Annotated in this window: 23 protein-coding genes; 14 read left to right on the top strand and 9 right to left on the bottom strand. The window is 44.2% G+C overall.

Going from position 1 to position 21308, the window contains the following annotated elements; translation table 11 throughout:
* From GSF04_RS16260 to GSF04_RS23395, 3 genes are all read right to left on the bottom strand, one after another.
* A complete protein-coding gene (locus GSF04_RS16260; RefSeq protein ID WP_211857888.1) occupies positions 1-2106 on the bottom strand; it encodes a TonB-dependent siderophore receptor in 2106 nt (701 codons plus the stop codon).
* A gap of 404 nt (positions 2107-2510) precedes the next feature.
* Positions 2511-3200 carry an SGNH/GDSL hydrolase family protein gene (locus GSF04_RS23400; protein WP_249122399.1) on the bottom strand — a complete coding sequence of 230 codons (690 nt, stop codon included), beginning with the start codon at positions 3198-3200 and terminating at the stop codon, positions 2511-2513.
* 39 nt (positions 3201-3239) lie between these two features.
* Entirely contained in the window at positions 3240-3584 is a 345-nt protein-coding gene (locus GSF04_RS23395; RefSeq protein WP_249122398.1) for a hypothetical protein, read from the bottom strand.
* Between the two features lie 176 nt (positions 3585-3760).
* On the opposite strand from GSF04_RS23395, the gene GSF04_RS16250 reads away from it, so the two are divergent.
* The 7 genes from GSF04_RS16250 (at position 3761) to GSF04_RS16220 (ending at position 7524) form a co-directional block, all read left to right on the top strand.
* The gene (locus GSF04_RS16250) at positions 3761-4150 is read left to right on the top strand and encodes an HIT family protein (protein WP_211857886.1); all 390 of its coding nucleotides are present in this window, start codon (positions 3761-3763) and stop codon (positions 4148-4150) included.
* On the top strand, positions 4151-4438 hold the full coding sequence (locus GSF04_RS16245; RefSeq protein ID WP_211857884.1) for a hypothetical protein: 288 nt from the start codon (positions 4151-4153) through the stop codon (positions 4436-4438). It abuts the gene before it with no gap.
* A 16-nt stretch (positions 4439-4454) separates the two neighbouring features.
* Positions 4455-4907, top strand: a complete 453-nt coding sequence (locus GSF04_RS16240; RefSeq protein WP_211857881.1) for a GNAT family N-acetyltransferase — start codon at positions 4455-4457, stop codon at positions 4905-4907.
* 13 nt (positions 4908-4920) lie between these two features.
* Positions 4921-5328 (top strand): GFA family protein, encoded by a 408-nt coding sequence (locus tag GSF04_RS16235; protein ID WP_045989788.1) that lies wholly within the window; start codon positions 4921-4923, stop codon positions 5326-5328.
* Between the two features lie 9 nt (positions 5329-5337).
* A complete protein-coding gene (locus GSF04_RS16230) occupies positions 5338-5718 on the top strand; it encodes a DUF4440 domain-containing protein (protein ID WP_211857879.1) in 381 nt (126 codons plus the stop codon).
* A 126-nt stretch (positions 5719-5844) separates the two neighbouring features.
* Positions 5845-6666 carry a hypothetical protein gene (locus tag GSF04_RS16225; RefSeq protein WP_211857877.1) on the top strand — a complete coding sequence of 274 codons (822 nt, stop codon included), beginning with the start codon at positions 5845-5847 and terminating at the stop codon, positions 6664-6666.
* A 15-nt stretch (positions 6667-6681) separates the two neighbouring features.
* On the top strand, positions 6682-7524 hold the full coding sequence (locus GSF04_RS16220; RefSeq protein ID WP_211857875.1) for a hypothetical protein: 843 nt from the start codon (positions 6682-6684) through the stop codon (positions 7522-7524).
* A 17-nt stretch (positions 7525-7541) separates the two neighbouring features.
* On the opposite strand, the gene GSF04_RS16215 is transcribed toward GSF04_RS16220, so the two are convergent.
* Positions 7542-8924, bottom strand: a complete 1383-nt coding sequence (locus tag GSF04_RS16215) for a pyridoxal-dependent decarboxylase (RefSeq protein WP_211857873.1) — start codon at positions 8922-8924, stop codon at positions 7542-7544.
* Between the two features lie 95 nt (positions 8925-9019).
* Here GSF04_RS16215 and GSF04_RS16210 point away from each other — a divergent pair, with 95 nt between their 5' ends.
* From GSF04_RS16210 to GSF04_RS16195, 4 genes are all read left to right on the top strand, one after another.
* Positions 9020-10414, top strand: a complete 1395-nt coding sequence (locus GSF04_RS16210) for a PLP-dependent aminotransferase family protein (protein WP_211857871.1) — start codon at positions 9020-9022, stop codon at positions 10412-10414.
* A gap of 40 nt (positions 10415-10454) precedes the next feature.
* On the top strand, positions 10455-11036 hold the full coding sequence (locus GSF04_RS16205) for a nucleoside deaminase (protein ID WP_211857869.1): 582 nt from the start codon (positions 10455-10457) through the stop codon (positions 11034-11036).
* A 156-nt stretch (positions 11037-11192) separates the two neighbouring features.
* Positions 11193-11942: a transporter substrate-binding domain-containing protein gene (locus tag GSF04_RS16200; protein ID WP_249122397.1), complete on the top strand. Its 750-nt coding sequence runs from the start codon at positions 11193-11195 to the stop codon at positions 11940-11942.
* Between the two features lie 85 nt (positions 11943-12027).
* Complete coding sequence (locus tag GSF04_RS16195) at positions 12028-12621, top strand: DUF998 domain-containing protein (protein ID WP_039497275.1); 594 nt, start codon at positions 12028-12030, stop codon at positions 12619-12621.
* On the opposite strand, the gene GSF04_RS16190 is transcribed toward GSF04_RS16195, so the two are convergent.
* The 5 genes from GSF04_RS16190 to GSF04_RS16170 form a co-directional block, all read right to left on the bottom strand.
* Entirely contained in the window at positions 12611-13258 is a 648-nt protein-coding gene (locus tag GSF04_RS16190; RefSeq protein WP_211857867.1) for a tRNA (adenine(22)-N(1))-methyltransferase TrmK, read from the bottom strand. The two genes, GSF04_RS16195 and GSF04_RS16190, sit on opposite strands and share 11 nt — an antisense overlap.
* A 15-nt stretch (positions 13259-13273) precedes the next feature.
* Positions 13274-14305, bottom strand: a complete 1032-nt coding sequence (locus GSF04_RS16185) for a DUF2955 domain-containing protein (RefSeq protein WP_039497279.1) — start codon at positions 14303-14305, stop codon at positions 13274-13276.
* Position 14306: 1 nt separating this feature from the next.
* Positions 14307-15371, bottom strand: coding sequence for an HlyD family secretion protein (locus tag GSF04_RS16180; RefSeq protein ID WP_211857866.1), 1065 nt, complete (start codon positions 15369-15371; stop codon positions 14307-14309).
* Positions 15364-15849 carry a MarR family transcriptional regulator gene (locus tag GSF04_RS16175; RefSeq protein ID WP_211857865.1) on the bottom strand — a complete coding sequence of 162 codons (486 nt, stop codon included), beginning with the start codon at positions 15847-15849 and terminating at the stop codon, positions 15364-15366. The genes GSF04_RS16180 and GSF04_RS16175 overlap by 8 nt, the downstream gene beginning before the upstream one ends.
* Before the next feature lie 93 nt (positions 15850-15942).
* Positions 15943-16920: a TDT family transporter gene (locus tag GSF04_RS16170; RefSeq protein ID WP_211857864.1), complete on the bottom strand. Its 978-nt coding sequence runs from the start codon at positions 16918-16920 to the stop codon at positions 15943-15945.
* 103 nt (positions 16921-17023) lie between these two features.
* Between GSF04_RS16170 and GSF04_RS16165 the strand changes: the two genes are divergently transcribed.
* The 3 genes from GSF04_RS16165 to ovoA all read left to right on the top strand — a co-directional run bounded on the left by GSF04_RS16165 (position 17024) and on the right by ovoA (position 21283).
* Entirely contained in the window at positions 17024-17893 is an 870-nt protein-coding gene (locus tag GSF04_RS16165) for a LysR family transcriptional regulator (protein WP_211857863.1), read from the top strand.
* Between the two features lie 118 nt (positions 17894-18011).
* Complete coding sequence (locus tag GSF04_RS16160; protein ID WP_211857862.1) at positions 18012-18875, top strand: DUF417 family protein; 864 nt, start codon at positions 18012-18014, stop codon at positions 18873-18875.
* Positions 18876-19177: 302 nt separating this feature from the next.
* The gene (gene ovoA / locus GSF04_RS16155; protein WP_211857861.1) at positions 19178-21283 is read left to right on the top strand and encodes a 5-histidylcysteine sulfoxide synthase; all 2106 of its coding nucleotides are present in this window, start codon (positions 19178-19180) and stop codon (positions 21281-21283) included.
* The last annotated feature ends 25 nt before the right edge of the window (positions 21284-21308 follow it).

The raw sequence follows: 21308 nt of genomic DNA, 5'->3' as shown, positions 1-21308 counted from the left end.
TTAAAAGCTCACGCTTAATGAGGCGATAAAGGTGCGGCCACGACCGGGAGCGACTCCCCAGTCTATGCCTTTGGCACCGCCAGATAGCCAATATTCTTTGTCGAACAGGTTTTCGGCCTTGAGTCGTAGCGTGGTGTTAATGTCAGTAAAGTGGTATTTAGCGCCCAAGTCGAAGCGCGTGTAGGCTGGTAGCTTTAGCGTGTTATTGACGTTTTGTTCGCGCTCACCAACATGGAAAATACCCGCATTGATGCTTAACGCCTCCCAAAATGGCAGCTGATAGTCGACATAAAGATTTGCTTGAAATTTAGGCACATTGGCTGGGGTGTTGCCATTAAGTGCGGGCTCGCCGTCAAGCTTATCTAAGCTCGGGTCCATCAAGGTAATGGATGCTACGGTTGCAAGGCCGTGAGTAAATGAACCACTGGCATTGAGCTCAATACCTTGATGTGACTGGACACCGTCTTGCACGAAATAGTTAGTAATGTGATTGTGGTACTCCAACATCTTTTCTATTTCGAAGACGGCTATCGAGTAGTTCATGGTGTCCGTTTGGTATTTTATGCCAGCTTCAATTTGTTCGCTTTCTTGTGGGCCGAGTGATTCGCCCTCGTTTATTGCACCGCTGCCGATGACTGCAACGCCGCCTTCTCCCGCGCCTTCTGAGTAACTGGCGTAAAACGCGAGCTGATCGCTTGGGTTGTAGTTAAGACCTATGATGGGAGTATTAAAAGTTCGGTCGTCTAGCGTGGTTTTAGTTTGGCCAGGTAGAGTTTGCTCTTTTTTGTATTGAATATGACGCAGCCCTAAGGTGGCATAAAATACATCGTTAAAGTGCAAGGTATCTGTGATAAATAATGCGCTTTCAGAGGCTTCAGTTTTGGTTGGTTCTGGATAATCAGGGAACTGCGGTTTACTGCTATGAATTGGATTGAAAATATTGCCAACGGGGTTGGTTAGCTCAAACCAACGGCCATCCTTCGACTCATAGTCACGAATACTGACGCCGATAACTAGCTCATGTTCAATTGCCGCGGTGGTAAGCTGACCGCTGATAAAACTATGTGCGGAGAGTGTGTCATACGTTTCGTCTGGAGTAATGTGGATAGCGGCAGACAGCACATTACCTTGTGTATCAACTGAGTAGATATCAGGAAAAACGGTAAACCTATCATTACCAGAAAGCGCAGCTTGGTTTACCCATTGCCACGTGTCGTTCAACCAAAAATCAGCACGTGCGGCAAGGTTATATGACTCGGTTTGATACTTTGCCCAAGGTTGTCCGAGCAATACATCACTGGTGTCGACATAGGGCGGTAATATTTTACGGTCAGGATCATTGGGGTCGCTGGCCAGTCCTATCAAAGGCTGTGATACGGTGCTTTTGTCTTGGTAATCGCCGTCTAATCGGATAAATAGGCGGTCTGAGACTTGCCAATCTAGTGCTGCACTAAAGAAATAGCGCTCTAAGTCATCACCACCGGTAAAGTCACCGTTTTTCTCTGCTGCTGCATTTATACGATAGCCGAGTGTTTGCTCGTCGGAAATTGGCCCACCGATATCGATGTGTAAATACTTTCCTCCACGACTACGTACTTCTGTTGTGACATCCAAAAAGGCGTCCATGGTTGGGCGCTTTGTCACATAGTTGATGGTACCGCCGGGGTTGTTAAAGCCTGATACGAGACTTGAAGGGCCTTTAACGATATCAATGCGCTGAATATTCTCTAGCGGTACATCTTGGTAGGGGGCAAGCGCTAAACCGTCGCGTCTTAGACCATTAGTCCAATCTAGTTGAAAGCCACGCAGACTCACAAAGTCGAAAACCGTACCAATTGAGGTATTTTGAACAGAAGCATCGTTGGCAAGGACTTCGCCTAGCGTTTTTACTCTTTGATTGCTGATCAGTTCTTCAGAAAATGATTGAATGGAAATAGGAAGAAGCTGCGGATCTTTCATCCCCAATGCCGAAGCGTTCACGTCTCTCGTGCTGTAAAGAGGCGCGCGAGTGCCATGTACATCGATTGTTTCAATGGATTGTTCGGCAACACTAAGTGAAGAATATAAGCTACTAAGCACGCTAACTGTCAGGAGTGACCTTGTCATTTTGTTATTCCAACTGCAAAAACGAATGTGAAAAGAACCATCATTTATTTGATACAAATGATTATTTTAAAAATGTTATAACGTAACGATCTTAATCATGTTTTTGTGTGCTTGAAAAGAGGTAAGTTATTGCTAAAAGGTTATCCCTGTATCTTTTTTTTTGCAAAAAACAAAACAAAGGTGAATCGTTCAAAGTAACAGCTTTGCGTATTGATAAAAGTATAAGTCTCAACGAATATTATTTTTACAAATAAAAATCGTTCTCATTAATTTGTTTTTAAAGTGGGTGAATTGATTTTTTTGTTGTGAATTTTTGTATAAAAAACAATGTGAAAGTTTGTAAATGGTTTGCGTGTTATTCAGTACATCGAGCTTAATCTCACTGAATAACGCCGAGCATTTACTTAGAGAAGTGTTTGCTGCTTAATAAAGGTAACGAGTTTCTCAGCAATGTATTGATGTTCAGAAGCGGTTGGATGCCACACACAGCCTTCTAATGGTGAGTCGAATGTATGACTGTATAGTTTACTGATATCTTGCTGATTAAGCCTTGCAATTGCATCTTGAGTTGCTGGAATAATAAAGTTATATGGATATGCCGGGCGCGGCATATAAATAATGGGAACCGCAGGATATCTTGCACGCAGCTGTTTGGTGAAAACGACCATTGTTTCTACCCACTGCGTTTTGACTTCATCAATAGTTTGCCAAGGCTCTGCAGGGGTTGGATCGGTACTAAAGTCATTGGTGCCTACTTCAATCACGATAAGCTGTGGAAACTTATCTTCAAAGTCAGTGTTGTCGGTAAATACTGCTGACATTTTGTCATAGTAACTACGCAGCGTATGATGTGGCTGATTGCCACCCCAATTTCGAATTAAGCCTAAACCTGAGTATGAAACTTGGGTAAAACTGGCACCCAACTGTTGTGCGCTCATATATGGAAATGCTTTACGCGCGTTACTTAAATCAATAATTTCACTCCATTCACACTGTCTTTGGGTGGACTCACTGCCAAAGCCTGCGCTAATTGAATCGCCAATAAATAAGATATGGGGCTGTGGCTGCTGGATTGAGTCTAATTTTCCGTCCACATCAACACTTAGGATCTGGGTATTGTGTTCGTAGTGCTCCTAGCGTTTAACGAGTTCAATTGTGACGGTTTCTGCCTTTGTACTTTCAAATAGCGTGAAGGTCTCAGCGACTCCATTGGCGTTGGTCTTTAGCTTTTTTATGAATTTGCCATCGATCAGTACATCGAATTGATCGCCGTAGCCCATCAACTCGATATGAAAGGCACGGCCGGTGAGCATGGTATGCAGCTGGGTACCCGGCCAATTAAAACTCACACTGCCATCGGCATAGTTTTTACTGACGCGTCCTTCATAATGAATCGCATGATGGGTCGCTGCGTGATTTGCGGCACTGGCTACGCTTCCAGAAGCTAATAAAGCCACCGTAACTAACGTTTTTAACATGTTGTATTCCTTGTAGGGTTATTCATTGAATAATGTAACTGGTTTAAATGGGTTGTGAGTGAATTTAGGCTTGAAAATTATTCACTTAAGAAAGGAGAAAATAGAATATATCACTGGCAGGAAGAGGGTTGCTCAGGTACATTACGCTATGTAATCAGGTTAAGGAGAGGTAGCTGATGACGATTGTAGAACAGATAGTTGCTCGGAATATAGAAGCGGTTATCGTATATGAATCAGAACAGGTGATTGCGTTTGCCGATCATGACCCCATAAATTTTGGCCATATCTTAATTTGCCCCAAATCCCCTTATGAAACGCTCCTTCAGGTCCCAGAATCCATACTGGCTGAAGTCCACCGCGTTGCGCGTGACCTTTATGTGCGAATTGAGCGTAAATTTTCCCCAGATGGGATTACGTTGGTGCAAAACAACGGGCACTTTAACGAATTGAGCCACTATCACCTGCATATTTTCCCCCGCTATAAGCGGGATAGTTTTGCGTTTGGACGTGATGAACTCAATATTAAACCTCAAGATGTTTTGCGTACCTCACTTGAGGGACTATAGATGCTAGGAGAAGTATTAATCAAACTGTTAGTGACTATGTTATTAATCATGTCTTTGGTTTGGACATTTTTTCCATGGGCGTTTGGATTACTAAACTTTCAGCAAAAACATAATGACTTTCTATATAGAGTGGGCCGAGTGAGTTGGTGGTTGCTTATCGTTATACACCCGATATTTGCAATATGGTTTTGGGCCTTTGAGCTTGATCTCAGTACGTTAGTGTGTAGTTTGTTAGCGATGCACTGTTTATTCGGTGCAACCTTTGCCAGAAATGTAAGCACGCGATAAACCAAAAGGGTCGTAAGTGAAAGTAACAATTAAGGCTATTCAGGGCGAGGATGCTGATACTATTGAAAGGTTAATGCGCGAAGTTTCAGAGGCTGACGTCTTACCCCATTTTTCGCAGCTTGGAAAAGATACTTATTTAAACGAAATATTACCTGAAGTGACTCAGGTGATGTGCAACGTCAACTTTGTCGGTGCCAAGGCGTTATTAAACGGTGAGCTGATTGGATTTGCTTTATTAAGAGATGGTAACTATCTCACCCATTTATTTGTTGCCAAGTCAGCCCAAGGTAAAGGGGTTGGTCGGCAACTATTAGATACTGTACTAGCGAGTACATCCGCAGCTCAAGTCTCATTGTGCTCATCGCTAAATGCAGCATCTTTTTATACTGCGCTAGGTTTTCAGGCGACAGGGCAAGAAGCACAGAAAAACGGTATTAGATTTATTCCAATGAAGTTAGACAGAACTTAAGCAAGGATATTTTATGACATTTCCAATTAACGGCTCGTGCCAATGTGGTGAAGTAAGCTACACGTTAAAAGCAGCACCTAGAATGGTGGTCGCCTGTCACTGTAAGGCTTGCCAAAAACTGTCAACCAGCGCATTTAGCATTACTGCCATTGTTGATAAAGACGATATTGAATTTTCGGGTCTGATGAAAGAATGGCGGCGCCCAGCTGACAGCGGTAACGTTAGCGGAGCTAAGTTTTGCCCAACTTGCGGCAATCGCATTTACCACTTTAATCCCGCAGAGCCAAATTCAATTAAACTCAAACCAAGTAATTTGGACGATACTCGCCTTATTCAACCGACAGTTCATGCATGGGTTAGTGAAAAGCAAGACTGGTATACCATCCCAGAGGGCGTCATTGTATTTGATAAACAGCCTTAGTCTGCTCTGATGTGTTCAACGTCAATTATTGAGCAAGTCATCGCGAAGGAGTGTGCGCTTCATCGCAAAGAAAATAGGCATAATATGGCGTTGTGTCGCGAACTCCTTCACCCTCAATTTATTGAGGTTGGACGCTCTGGAAGCCAATATAACTTGAGCCAGATCCTATGCTTAATGAATGAAGAAGAATGGCCAGATGGGGAGGTGGTAGCAGAGCAGTTTCACTGTGCTTATATGAATAGTGACGCTTTGCTTCTTACTTATCGCTCTGCATGGAGAAAGACTGATGGCACGCTTTCAGAGCATGCTTATCGGTCATCTTTATGGGTTGAGCAAAATGGTAAGTGGCAGTTGTTACATCATCAGGGTACGCCCACCAGTTTATTTTAGTGCTGTTTTTATGACATGGATTGGGTTATAAAAAATCACAAAAGTAAATTTTAAGTAATTTAAAATGCGACTACACTAAATCGACATAAGAAGAATATCTGCTAGATCAAGATCTAAGGAACGAGTATGCCAACATCTCAACCAGGCACTGTAGTGAGCAATGCACAAACCAGGGCCGCTAATTTAACGACGACAAACAGCAATGAAGTGCCAGCGACTAAACAATTTGTAGTGAATGCCACCGGCAACTTATTTATCGCAAGTACACTAAACAGTACCGCAGGTGGAAGTGTATTGCCGCAAGAAGCTGAAAATGCGTTTGGTGAAGTCAGCGTATTTTTTGCCGCGCTCACAAAAGCGATGGCAGGAGCTGGGACAAGTCTGTACGACTACGATGCACTCAATAAATTAGTGTCAAGCTCAGGATTGTTTGTCAAAGTGACAGATAGCAATATTCAATTTGAAAGTAAGCAAAGTGGCGTCACCTTATCAAGCCAACTGATCCAAACTTTACTAGGGCTCAGTGGTAATTTAGCCTCCATAGGTAAATCATTGATGGATATGATCGCTGGTATGGGGCAAGCCTCGGTAAGTATCAGCGCGAGTTCCGACAGCCAAGACAAAAAGGTCGGCACCATCATTTTTGTCTGTGAATATCTGCTTGGTGCAATTTCTATCGCGCCCATTGTCATTTCAGCGGATGCCAATGATGTAAAAGCCATTTGGCAAGCGGGCCCTTGCTTACAAGGCGGGCATACAGACGTGCAGTTAAGTCTGTGCAAATCAGTATACTTATTTGTGCCACCTGCATTTGTTAAGCAAGCTGCATCGCTCAATGAGGCGATGTCAGACCCTGAATTTAATAATCTGATTGAATCAATGCGAAGTGTCATAGCCGCATCGCCGCAAACCACTGCAGCCAGTAAAACGACTAAAAAGGACAGTTAATGTTGGGAGTAAATAATGTTCTCAACTTGGTTTAGCAAGCAAGATAAACCGTCAAAACCGCAGTCACAGCCAATGTATACCCCAATTACTAAACATTATGTGTTTAATGAAACGGGTAATATCATGTTGTGTGCCACGGCGGATAGCATTCAGAGCTTTGACACTGACTTAAAAAGTGCATTCGTTGATATCAGTGTGTTTTTTGCCGCAATGACAAAAGCGGTGACGTCGACAACAAATCCGGTGACGGGGAAGCCGTTTTCAATATTTAACTACCAAGCTGTGAAAAATATTTTGGTAGAGTCAGGGCTTTTCATTGAAACCAATGTGGAAGAAGGCACTTTTAGTCACGATGGCGTAGGTAATGCGCTCGGCAAAGCGCTGTTTCAGCATGTCTTAAATCGAGAGTTTTCTGAAAAGCAGCTGCCTTTTGCCAAGTCCATGTTTAATGGTATGCAATATCAAAGGGCGAAGATGGCAGAGCAATCTGAGATGACGGAAGCGCAGCAGCAGTTTTGCCGCAGTGGTAGCATCTTTTTTATTGGTGAGCTGTTGATGGGCGTGCCACAAACGTCGGCAATTTTGCTTAGTATCGAACCACAAAGTATTGCCCAGTCGACCGGCGATACCGAGAGTGACTGGCAAGACTTATTTTCGTTGGCTGGGTTAGATGAAGACAAGCATCAGCCCAAGCACATCGTGCGTCATTGGAAATTTAAAAAACGTACTTATCTATTTGTACCACCGCAGTTTATTTCTCATGCGGTGGCTGGACTTGGTGAGCAAAGCAATATCGATTTTGAGGAATACAGTCGCAAATTGGCGCAAAGTATTACTCCTAATCACAGCGTTAGCTAACTTCAAATATTATAATGTTAAAGCGCCTTAGCTAATTCGGTTAATGCGCTTTTTGCTATGTCTAAATCGACTTGCTCCGTTTGCCAATTACTGAGCGCAGCACGGATCACCTTCTGTCCTTGCCAACTCCCTGGGCTGACAAATATACGGCCGTCTGCATTAATGGCATGAAGAAGGGCGGTTGTTGCTGCGTCGTCTTTGCCACTTGGCTTAAAAAGCACCACGTTCAGCTCTCCGTAGTAGACTAATTCATAGTCTGGAGAATCAGCAAACCAGTCAGCAAGCTGTTTAGTTTGCGCAATATTTTTACTTACCCATTGACGGATCCCGTCTTTACCATAGGCAAGTAATGACATCCAAACGGGCAGTGCCCTAAATCGACGAGAGTTCTCTACACCCATCGAAAAAAAGTCGGGGTCGGCTTTTGATGTGACCAAGTAAGGAGCTGGAACGTCGCAGCTTTCAACCAAGTAGTGCAAATGACGAGTGAGAAAGATCCCACAGTCGTATGGCACATTGAGCCACTTGTGTGCATCCAAGGTAATACTATCGGCTAACTCTAGCCCCTTAGTGCGACCTTCTGAGCCAGAGACCAGCCGGTCGAAAATGCCAAATGCAGCATCAACATGCAGCCAAGCTTGGTGTTTATCGCATAAATGGCGGATCTGAATTAAATCGTCAAAATTAGTACCAGTAACCGTGGCGGCACTGGCGATGACAACCTTTCCTTTGGCGTTACTTGTTGCAAGCGCTGACTCAAGCGCTGCAATATCCGTAGCCTCATTGCCTACTTGCGTTGCGACTCTAGTGATTTGGTTACGGCCAAGGCCTGCAAGACCAAGCGCCTTAATCATACTCGCGTGGGGCGTCGCGCAAAAAACGTCAATTTCTAAACCGAAGGCTCCATCCTCTGCCACATTGATCCCTTGTTGATGGCCTGCAAATTGGCGTGCTATGACTGCACCTAAGTAATTTGCCGCTGTCGCCCCTGTAGTAAAAAGACCATCAAAGCTTGCAGGCAGGTCGAATAATTCGGTTAGCCAACGAATGGCCTGCCGCTCTATATTGGTGGCAATGGAGCCATCGCCCTTTGAGACATTTTGGTCATAGGTTGACACTAGCCAATCGGCAAAGGTGGCAACAGGTGTTGCGCCGCCAGTGACGAATCCCCAATACCTAGGCCCAATGCTGGTGCTTAAGTTTGGCACCACTTGTTTACTAAAAATCTCTATCAGTGATTCAAATGCAATTCCAGACTCTGTGAGTGTTAGGTCGGGCGGAGCAATATCTTGACCTGCGACTGGACGGCTATTGTTAGACTGTATAAATGCCTCGGTAAGTTTAGAAAACTCAGTGAGCAATTGGGGTAATGCTTGCCATTGGTTGTGTGTCATCGTCATGTGTCAATCCTATTTGTGATCGAATACTGGAATTACAGTGTAACTTCGATAAAAATGCAGTACAGATACAGAATTCTTGGTTATTAAGGGTACAGATGGCGAGGAAGTTTATTACATTAAGTGAGCAGGTGATTGCAGAGATAAATGCTGGTGAGCGTCAATGCGGTGAAAAAATGACTTCGCTTCGGATCTTTGCCAAGCAGCATGGCGTGAGCATGAGTACCGCAATTAGAACCTATGAGGAATTACAGGATAATGGCTTCTTAGCTTCTCAAGAGAAATCTGGTTTTTATATTTGTAAACCGAAAGCAAAAAATAGTGACATTGACTTTGCCACGTTTACGAGTGAAGTGAAATCTCCTAAAAGTGCGTTAAGACCCTCTGTCGTAGGGCTCAATACAATGTTATCGACGGTGCAAGTAGCACCTGAATTGATGCCCATAAATCGCCTGACTAAGTTTATAAAGCAAGCGTTCGACTCTCCTCAGTATCACCATTTTCATTATCCCAATGCGATGGGGCTGACGTCGCTTAGAGAGAATCTAACTAAGCACTTTAAACAAAAGGGGTTGGCGCTGAATCCTGATAATCTCGTGGTGACTGGCGGCTGTATTCAAGCCGTGATGGCGGGACTGCAGGCTGTTACAAAAGCGGGGGATTGTGTGGTGGTGCCGTCACCTTGTTATCAAGGTTTATTGCAACTGCTTGCAACGCTACAGCTCAAGGTGATTGAGATCCCAACGACGCCCGAAGGACTCGACCTAGAAGCCTTGGAACAGGTAGTGACAACGCAAAGGGTGTCAGTGTGTTTGCTTACGGCAAACCACCAAAACCCAACAGGGCACAGTCTATCTGTGCAACAAAAAGCGTGGCTTGCGGATTTTGCTGCGCAGTATCAAGTAGCGATTATTGAAGACGATGTCTTTGGGGAGCTGAGCCATAATCAAACAATGCCTTTACCGATAAAGGCGTGGGATAAAGCCGGATATGTAATTTGGTGTAGCTCAGTGTCTAAGACGTTAGCGCCGGGCTTGCAAGTTGGATGGTGTGAAGCTGGGCGTTATCAAAGCCAAGTGGCCGCGCTCATGCAGGCATTTCACGGCATGCCAAATCAATGTTTACAAATGGCGGTATCACGCTTTATTGAGACAGGACATTATCAGCGCCATTTACGGACGCTTAATCGTACCTTAGCGGCACACTGCTTCGCTTACCAAAGCTATTTGAAATCGCGTTTACCAAAGAGCTGTAAAATATCTTCCCCTCAGGGCGGAATGGCATTATGGCTGAAACTGCCTAATATTGACTGTGATGCACTAGCTTTACGGCTCGCTGAACTTGGGATTGAGATTCGCCAAGGCAGCTTATTTACAAGTCGTGAGTTGTATCAAGATCATCTGCGGATCAATTGCGGTTGGCCGCTAGATGCGGCAAAACCTTGGTTAGATAAGCTATGTGATTGGGTACTTCATAATTGCGCCAAGTTATAGTGTTATGCTCGGTTCATATAATACAACAAGGAATAAAAAAATGACTGTATTACTCAACGCAGAAACCCAAGTAAATAGCGAAGCGCTCAATGCTATTGCACATATGCCAACCAAGAGTCTTGGCATATTACTCGATAGCAACTTTACGCGTAAGCTTTGCGATAAAGACTTTATGCGCATTGCTGTTTTGCTAGCAAAAAAGGGTTATGAAGAGGGCGGTTGCCCAATTGGTGCGGTTATTGTTGATAATGAGACCAATCAAATTGTAGGTAAAGGACATAATACGTTAGTACAAGAGAGTCACCCATATAATCACGGTGAAACCTCGGCAATTCGAGATGCGGGACGGATTGATTTTAGTAAAACCACTTTGTATACCAGCCTAAGTCCTTGTGACGTATGCGCAACATTACTCTACATGCGTGGTTTTCAGCGAGTCGTGGTGGGGGATATCACGAATGCTTCAGGCAATGAGCCGCTACTTGAAAGCAAGGGCGTACAAGTCGATATTTTAGAAGATGAGCAAGGTATCGTATTGTATCAACAATTTCGTGCTGAAAAGCCAGAACAAGATTTAGAAGATTGGCAAGGTCTGGCAGCGGTAAACGCAGGTCATAAGTAGCTAACTGTGCCCATGGCGAGGTAAAACCATTACTACATGATGTACTGGATTATCAAATGAAATACTTTCTGAAGTAATATAGCCATTGCTGCGGATTGAATTGCAATGTAAATACGGGCACACTGACCGAATGATTATTTAATTTATTGAGATAAAATGATCCGGAAAACTTTATTCCTTATGGCGCTACTTGCATCAACCAAAATAATTGCTTCGCTGCAAGAAACTGTGCATTTTGTTGCGGAAGATTTGCCTCCCTATCATTTTATTAATGGCCAAGGAGAAGTGGATGGTGGCCTGGTTGAGCTTGCTCAAGCGGTAGCAGATAAAGCAAATGTTACTGCTAAAATTGAAATAATGCCGATGGCACGTGTGTTACACGAATTAGAAACTAAACCTAATGTGGTGCTGTTATCTTGGCTAAAAACACCAACTCGAGAAGTCTATTTCCGCTTTTTGGGTACTATGTGCCATACGTCCGCATCACTTATTGGCCTGAAACAATCTCAAACGCCAATAAACGATCTTGATGCTGCAAAGCGGTATCGTACCGGAACCATACGCGGTTATTATAGTGAAACCTTTCTCAAACAAGCTGGTTTTTCTGAAGGCTATGAGCTGATATTAGTGTCAAACTACCAAAGTCTTTGGAATTTATTGTTTAAGGGCCGGATTGATTTTGTACTAACCAACACACTAACACTCGAGAAAGAACTAAACGCCCTTAAGCTGGACCCAAAAGCAATTGAGCATAAGTTACTTCTTGAGCATTTCCCAAGTGAGTTGGCTCTGGCTGTGAATGCAGAGTTTCCCAATGAGCTTGCGAACCGCTTGCAGCACGCACTAGCGGAATTAAGTCAAAGTGGTCAACAACAAGCTATTTTGGAGCGCTGGAAAATACACTAAATTGAATGCAGCTGCTTGGTTTCGTATGTTCCTAAATTAGTATAAAGTGTGTAGACATAAATTTAGCGCATTAAGGATAGGCGTGATGTTGCAAGAGTTGGTGAGTTATTTTGGCATACTAGCAAGTATATGGATGCTGGTAGGGGTGTATGGCGTTGCCAAGCGTTACCCAAATTATAGTCACAAAAATCAATTTTGTAGTGAGTTAGGCGCCAGTGGCAGCCCAACAGAGCGATTGTCTCCTGCAGTTAATAATTACCCCTTAGCCTTTTTATTTTGTTGTTTTGGTTTTTATATCATCTTGGTACCCGAAGGGAACTGGGCGTTAGGTGTTATCGGCGGTTTGATTGTTTGTCATGGTCTAGCAACCGCTGTTGCAGGTTTCTTTCCTATGGATCGGGATCCATACACAACCTCGCCAAGTCGAGCGTGTAATATTCATTCTTTCGCGGGCATGGTAATGCTATTAAGCTTACTCATCGCACCTTTATTGGTCTGGTTTGTAAGCCCGTTAAACTCGCTATTTGCTTGGTTTTCTACTGCTTGTGTACTTGTTTGTATCGGTTTTAGCTATCAGCTTGCCAACGCTTACAAGCAAAAGCGTAATAGTGGACTTTATCAGCGATTAAGTTATGGCACTCAGCTAGTTTGGCTGAGTGCGCTGTGTTTTATAGTGTAAGGTGTTGATAAGCCAATAAAATGGCTTGCGCTTCGGGTTTGCCTTTGGCAACTCGTGCATAATGATCCAGCGTTTTCTCTAAATAGCGTTTGGACAGCGTGCCTTGTTGCCAAATCGCTTCGCCCAATGGGGTTATGGCAGTGCCAGTCTTACCTGAAGTGAGATAGAGCACTTCGTAAATACGTCGATTTTCTTCAACCAATGATTCATGGATCACCTTAAGTGGCAAAGATTGCAAGGTTTGCCTCAAGGTATAATGATGATGAACTGGGCAAAGCAAGAAATCGACCTCGTCACGCAAATTGCAGCAAAGACTTGTCATCAGTTCTGCGGTTAAGTCGCCGCCAACACCTGCGATGATCACTAACTGCCTGCCTGAGTATTGTGCAAGAGGGAGCTTCGCAACGTCTTGGGTGTAAAGGCTATAGCGCGTTTCAGCTTCTGGAAAGAAGCGCGCGAGATCCAATTTTACTTTCGCGATAAGCGCTGGGACTACATCAACAAAGTGTATGTGCGCTTGGCTCGAATCTAAAAATTGTGCGCCAAGCTGGCCATGATCGCAGCAGCAGTCCCAAATATGTTGATAGTCTTCAGTAACAACATCATGCAAAGTCTGTAAGCGTTTTCCAAGCTTCAAGTGGATTCCTTTTATTCAGGCGTAGGTATGGTGGCGCGTTGCACTAAAGTGGTTAAGTAGGCGATGAATAAGGTAGATTGCACAGAGACTTACCGTAATTGCAACGCTCACTGAACTGAAGCGATACAGTGCGCTGTAGATTAAATCTTGATTTGGTGCGAGAGATTGGCCAAACAAGATCCCAAAAGTGGTAATAATACCAAAGCCAATCCCAGGAGCACCACCACTTAACAAGTGGTAGCGACTAAAAATGAAGACTAAGATCCATAAAATCAAAATTGGAAAAAGTAAAATTTGGCTATAGGTTTGCAGTAGGATTTGCGCTGCTAACGCCAAGTTACAACCTATCAGCGTGCCAACTGCACGTTGCCAGCCCGCTGTGCCCGCCGCTTTCCAACTCAGTGGAAAAAGGATTAATATTGATGCCGCTTGGGCGGAAACGGAATCTTGTAAATCTAGGATTTGGAATATCATAAATGAGAGTGTGGCTACGGTGGCGCACAGTAAGACTTCATGGCGAATACTTGCCGCGTCTTTCGCTGGCCGTGGCGGTAATTGACGCACAGTAACATCCGGAAATAACCAATGCATTACATATGCGGTTGCGATACTAATGATAATAGCCAGAGAGTTACTGGCTATGAGTGAATATAAGCCGCCACTGGTTGAAGCATAACTGGCAAAATGAAGTTGGATTGACAGTCCCACCACACTCATTGCACCAAATAAGAAGTTAACGCCTTTGCTCATTTGCAAAAACAAAAAGGCAAATAAGGCAAAGGTGAGTAAGGACATTAACGCAGGGTGGAAGCCAAATAGCCCTTGTAGCACCAATACCGAAAAGGCACAGACCAACCCACTTAAGATAAACTGGCGCACTATGTGTGCGTTTAACATTGGTACTAAGCCAAGTAGCAGCATGGGATAGACGGTAAAAAAGATACCGTACGGCCAGTTGAGCAGTTTGCTTAGTGCAAAGCCTAGCGTACTCCCAGTTGCAATACGCAGCATCTGTCTTAGGTCATTGGCGTTTAGTGCAACTTTCATATCAATAAACGTAGTGAAGTAGACTGACGAATTTGATTTGCGCTTGTGCAAGGGTTGCAAGCAAAGTGCTTTCAGGCAGGACTTGAACTGTCGCTCTGGCACCACTTGCTAGTAAAGGTAATGGCTCATCAAATGCTAAATGAACGCGTTGACGCTGCGCATCTCGCACCCAGCGGTTGGAGGTCTCAACGGCAGCCAATTGGCCGTCGGCATTGAGCTGTCCATCACTAACGCCGGCAGAAAATTCATGGATCACGGCAGGATATACTTTGCCCGGTAACGCATCAAAGCTCACTAGCGCTTGTTCGCCAAGTTTAACGTGGTAAAGCGATTTTTCTCTGAAATCCGCAGCTAAGTCAACATTGTCCGAAACCAAACTGGTTAGGCTCACACCCGTGCGAGCATAGGTTCCCGTGGTGATCTGTAAGTTACTAATGATGCCATCATGGGGCGCGCGGACTTCGGTATAACTGAGTTGCAATTTAGCCTGCTCTACGGCATTTCGTGCTTGCATTAGTGCAATATTCTGTTCGTCGGTTGCACCACGCTTTACTTCAAGCGCATGTAGATTAGCTTTGAGTGCACTGAGCTGTGACTTAGCCGTCGCAAAATTTGCTTTAATTTGATCTGATTCCTGCGTTGAAATTGCGTGTTGTGACAGCAAAGATTGGCTGCGTTTATAAAGTCGCTGTTGCTCATCATACTTGGCTACAGCAGCCTCTATTAGTGCTTGCTGGGCAACTACCTGTGCGTCTAATTGTTTGTTCTGTTGATTAACTTTTGCCAAAGCGAGCTCAGCCTTAGCTAATGCTAAACGATACGGTGCTTCGTCGATAGTAAGTAGTAGTTGCCCTTGCTGAACTCTTTGGTTATTGCTGACATTTACTGCAAGCACTTCACCACTGACTTTAGGCGTCACTTTGGTTACTTGATGATACACACGTGCCTGGGGCGTCATTGGTATATAGAGATCAGCAAAGATAAAATAGCTAAAGCAGAGTGCAAAAAGGGCGATTGAAACCTTTACGTAGCGGGAAAATTGCTGATCTGGACTAAGTTTACTCACTGGTACTCCCATTTTCAGAAATATTGTCACAACAATGCTGAGCATTGTTCTCAAGTTTGACCAAAGCATGTGCAATAGCATTGAGCTCGTCATCGCTAAGCCCATGATATAAAAGTGCCTTAACTTCACTGATCCGCATCTTTAGCTGCGCTAACTGGGCTTGCCCGTGTTCGGTGAAGTAGATTTTACGACAGCGTTTGTCTTGCTTATCAATGCGGCGCTCAATGACGTTATTCTCTTCTAACTGTTTCATCGTGCGAGTCAGGCTTGGCATTTCGATATCTAGACTGCACGCCAATTGGTGTTGTGTGCAACCTTCACCCAAATGATGAATATGCATCATGGCGGTCCAGCGTGGCTGGGTAAAACCGAGTGGCTCCACAGCTTGGGTTACAGCTTGACGGCAAATTCTATGGACTCGGCCTAACTTGCCACAGAGACTAAGATCGAGCGTTTCATGAAATGGAAGTGACGACATAACTTAAGATATATTTACTTAGCATGCTAAGTATTCTAGATTAGTTAGCATGCTAAGTAAATGGTGTGTGTTTAGGTTATTGCAATATTAGCTTTAACTCTCTGAATTGGCGGCGCTTATTTTTAGTAAGAATCGCGTATAGTGAATACAAACGTGGCTAATTACAGCGATCGCAACAACAAGTTCAAACCAAACTAGGTACTGCAACACACTTAACCAGCCTAAGCTTAAGTGTTCGCTGCCGGGCCAAGTGACGACCTTACTAATGGCGGTGACGCCGATGACTAATGGAAAGGTATATGCTGCAAAAGCGGGACTAAATGGCAGCCGTAGAAGCTGAATAAAAGCAATGTATATCGCTAAGGTCATAACAATAGCAATGCTCAATAGGGCAAACACCACGCCAGCCGCTGGCATTGGATGGACACTTAAATATCCTGCCAAACATAGACTTGCAGGCGCTGCCATGACTGCAATTGTGGGCTGGGTTTGCTGTGGTATGGCACTGCCTCTACACAAACGGTAAATCATGAACGGTAGCAGCAGCAGATAAAATATCACTCCCAAGTACCAAAGCCCCATCGCCAAAGGTTGCAACGCTGCCATGCCGTTAAAGGTGACATCGGCAACGACAAACCCCACAGGGGGAATAAACCAACTTGGCACTAGTTGGTTAAGCTCAAAATTGCGGCTGCGAAAATACACAAAGCTGGTTAGCAACCCTAGGTGAAGCACAATGGCGAGTAGCCAAACCACAGTTGCAATAAGATGTGAATAGGCCGCGATGCTATGCGAAATCACCATGATTGTCATGGCACTGGTTGGTAATACACTCCCAACTATTGGATCTGCGAGATCTGCTCTTAATAGAGCTGGTTGATGAATAAACTTAAGCACTAACAACAATAAAATAAAGCCAGCCAGCAGTGCACTTAAAGGTTTTAACACAAAAAATGTGGGAAAGAGGTTACTGATACACCAGCCTAAACTAGCTAGCCCAAGAGCAAGACCAGACATCGGGGTGGGGATATTGGCGGTGAGTTTTTTACCATAAGAAAGAAGAGTAGCCATGCGTAATTTCACAACAATTGTTCGGTGCAGGGATAATACGCTTGCGCTTTAATTAAGAATATCTGAATATATTTAAATTAGTGTTCAATAATTCTTAACTTTAATGATAACCCTTAAGCAACTCAATGTATTTACGGTAATCGTGCAAGAGCGTTCGATCACGGCCGCAGCGGATAAGCTATGTTTAACTAAAGCTGCTGTTAGTATGGCACTGGCGGAGTTAGAGCGTCACCTCGAACAACCATTATTCGATCGTGTAAATAATCGATTAATGATAAATCCTGCCGGAGAGTTATTACTACCGCATGCGCATCAAGTGCTTGATAGATGTCGCTTCTTAGAGTCCCTATTTAAAGAAAGCGAGAGGCTATATGGCGAAATTAAAATTGGTGCCAGCGATACTTTAGGCAATCATTTGCTGCCTCCCATGTTAGCGGCTTTTCAGCAGCAAACAGGGCATACGCAGCAGCAGTTGTTTATCACCAATACGGCGAAGGTGTGTGCCATGCTTCGTGATTACGAATTAGATATTGGTTTTGTTGAAGGTCGAGTGATAGGCGAAGATTTAGACATCATGCCTTGGTTTGAAGATGAAATGTGTATCGTGAGTGCAATGGACTTTGCGGTAACTGACTTTCAAACGCTGATACAAAGTCAATCTCGTTGGTTGTTGCGGGAACAAGGCTCCGGCAGTCGAGAATTTTTCTTAGCGAACATTGCAGCGCAGCTTACGTCGTGGCGAACCGCGTTTGAGTTAAACTCCACCGAGGCGATTATAAATGGTGTTGCGGCAGGGCTCGGTGTAGCATGTATCTCACAATACTCCGCTGAACATGCCATAGCACAGCAACGAATTAAGGCGCTTTCTGGTTTAAAAACCGTACCGAGGCAGTTTTGGTTGGTGACGCGTAAAGATAAATTTCAAAGCCCAATATTAACGCGACTCATTGACTTTGCGGCGCACTGGCGTTGAACTGGGCTGTCGACCTAACGACTTAACACAGCTTGCAATGGGTATAAACTTCACAAACACTGAATGAACTTTCTCAAACCTCGGGTCTTATAGACAATAGCATATTAAGAGGTTAGATATGTCGTTCAGAACTATCGATTATTCTATTTCAGGCGTGTTAGCAGTGAGCTTATTACTGCTTGGCATTTCATTTTTGTTTGGCGCTGGGCCAAGTACCATTTCAGGTACCTTTAGCTTTTACGGGTTAACGGAGTGGGTGCCTGTTGCCACGCTTGGCATTGTATTTGGCTTTGCATTAATGGTCGCCGCGGGTCTAGTCATTTTACAGCAATGTAAGATTATTCCTGCGGCGTGGCCGCTTGCCTTAATCGCCATCATTAGTTTATTTACGTTGTTGACGTTGTTTGCCGAAAATCGCTGGATAGCAGCTCATGGCGGCTTTCCCGTTATTGGTTCTGGGCAAGGGATCATCAAGTATTTTGCGTTAGTACCCATCGCACTATTTCTCTACTGCCGTCATCATATCAACACGCGAACGCTCGTATGGGCGAACTATTTCCCCGTGGCATTGGTTTTAGTCTGGATAGGTGGAATGAAATTTCTCGAACTTGAAGCAAAGGCAATCGTGCCGCTAGTGGAAACTTCACCGTTTATGTCTTGGATGTATGAGTTGTTTACCGTGCAAGAAGCCTCAAACGTGATAGGCGCCTATGACATGTTGATGGCAGGCTTGCTCGGCATTGGCATTTGGTTCAAACAGCGAGTCTTGATTGGTGTTGCAAGCCTTGGGTGTCTTGCGGTATTTGTTATGACACAAAGCTTTTTGTTTACCGCAGCCGGTGCGTTTAGCGACATGAGTTTGCTTGGTGGTTTGGGACAATTTGTGATTAAAGACTTGTGGTTTATCGCCAATATCATGGTGTTGGTGTTTTTGACATTGGAGTCCAGCTCGGCTGAGTCTATAGAGCCAGCTGTCGCGTAAATTTCATTGTGATGCAGCCCCGCTGCCAAAAGAGCGTGACCTAAGTTGCGCTCTTTTTATTTTTATCACATATGCCAGATGTGCCAAGTGAAGTTTTTTCCGAAAATCGCCCTGTCGGCAGTGAAAATTAAATGTGAATAAGTTAAGGTCATAAAAAGTTGATATCAGTGGTCTAAGCTAGATTATCAAACGTATACAGCAAGATGCCATTGGTATTAAGTGGCAAAGTGAGCAAAGTTTAAAAGCTGCATGCATTGAAATGGTGTATGTATCGAAGTAGCAAGTTTAAAGAAGATAATTGTATGGAAAGACCAAATACATTAAAGCCAATCTGGCTTTCGGGTGGCGATGTAGAGAAAAAGCGCGCTAAGATCAAAGCATACTTCAACAATAGCTGGCAGCAGTACGAATCATTATTTAGCAATATCAACAATGACGACGCCTATTTTGTGAAGGCTGAGCGGTTACGGCATCCTCTCATTTTCTATTTCGGTCATACAGCTTGTTTTTACGTTAATAAGTTGATGTTAGGGAAATACATCACTCAACGCGTTAATCCTCATATTGAATCTACCTGCGCTGTCGGTGTAGATGAAATGTCTTGGGACGACCTTGATAGCAATAATTACGATTGGCCAACAGTGCCAGAAGTGCGTGCTTATCGCCAACAAGTGAATGCGCTTATTAACGGGTTAATCGATGAGATGGATATTACCCTACCAATCACTCAAGATAGCCTTGCGTGGGTTGTCCTAATGGGTATTGAACACGAACGTATCCACCTAGAAACCTCTTCTGTAATAATGCGGATGCTGCCGCTGGCTGACTTGACTTTACAACCCGGTTGGGAAGCGTGTGATGAGTACGGTGATACACCTGACAACAACCTAATCTCAGTAAGCGGTTGTAATGTTCGCCTCGGTAAACCTGAATCAAATCAAACCTACGGCTGGGATAACGAATATGGTGTACAAGACGTCAAAGTGGCGCCATTCAAGGCCAGTAAATATGTGGTCTCAAACCAAGAGTTTTTAACCTTTGTCGAAGCTGGTGGCTACAATCAGCCTGAGTTTTGGACGGCTGAAGGTCAAGCTTGGCTGGCTTCAACTAAATCAACCATGCCGCGCTTTTGGGTAAAAAAAGACACAGGCTTTTGGCAGCGAAACTTAGCCGAGGAAATTCCATTACCACTCAATTGGCCAGTTGAGGTTAATTACCTCGAAGCTAAGGCTTTTTGTAATTGGAAGTCTGAGCAAAGTGAGCTCTTTGTACGCTTACCAACAGAAGCAGAGTGGCAAGTACTACGCGATAAGCTCGATGTTGATCTGCCGACATGGAGTGAAGCGCCAGGAAACATTAACCTTGAGGTATGTGCTTCAAGCTGTCCGGTTAACCGTTTTGAAACTGAAGGCTTATTCGACATCATCGGCAATGTTTGGCAATGGACGGAAAGTCCGATTGACGCATATAGCGGCTTTAAAGTGCACCCTTTATACGATGATTTCTCGACACCCACTTTTGACGGTAAACACAATCTGATAAAAGGTGGTTCTTGGATTTCTACAGGCAACGAAGCCGTGCGAGATTCTCGTTATGCCTTTAGACGCCACTTCTTCCAACATGCCGGATTCAGATACATCGAAAGTGAGAGCCCACAAGTGCCAGTGCAAAAGGTCAACTTGTGTGAAATGGATGCGGACGTCGCCAATGCGCTACATAGCCACTACGGCAAGCCTGTTATGCATTTTGGCAACCCATTGCAAAGTGTTGTTTCACAGCTAATGGTGCATTATCAAGGTAATACAGATAAAGCGCTGGACTTGGGGTGCTCGGTCGGTCGTGCAAGTTTTGAATTAGCGAAACACTTTGCTCAAGTAGATGGCATTGATTTTACTGCGCGCAATATTCAACACGCGTTGGCCTTAAAAGAAGGCACGCCGGTACGCTTTGCTACCGAGATTGAAGGTGAAATCGTGGACTTCCACGAAGTGTCTACTTCGCAATTGGGATTTAATGAACTCAGTGAGCGTATTCATTTTTGCCAAGGGGATGGGCATAACCTTAAACCACAATTCGCCGAGTATGACTTAATCTTGTGTCATCGTGTTGTGGAATACTTATATTCACCAAAAACCTTTTTAAACCAAATTAAATCGCGCTTGAATGCAGGCGGGATCCTTGCGATAAGCTCAGCCTATCAGTGGGACAAGGCGCTAACCCAAGCACAAAACTGGTTGGGCGGTTATAAGGTCAGTGGTGAGAATGTCACGGGCCGTGATGGTTTAGAAATTTTACTGGGACGAGATTTTGAACTATTGGCTGAAGATGAAGTAATGTCCGCCATAAGCAAAAACGCACGTAAAGTTGAACTAGAGCGATGCCAACTTACGCTTTGGCGTCTTAAATAGTCGTTGATACCCATGCCAGCCAAAG

Origin of the sequence: Pseudoalteromonas sp. A22, assembly GCF_018141345.1 — a bacterium.
Lineage (GTDB): Bacteria > Pseudomonadota > Gammaproteobacteria > Enterobacterales > Alteromonadaceae > Pseudoalteromonas > Pseudoalteromonas maricaloris.
Note: the sequence above shows the minus strand (reverse complement) of the source record. Positions and strands in the feature narration are given on the sequence as shown.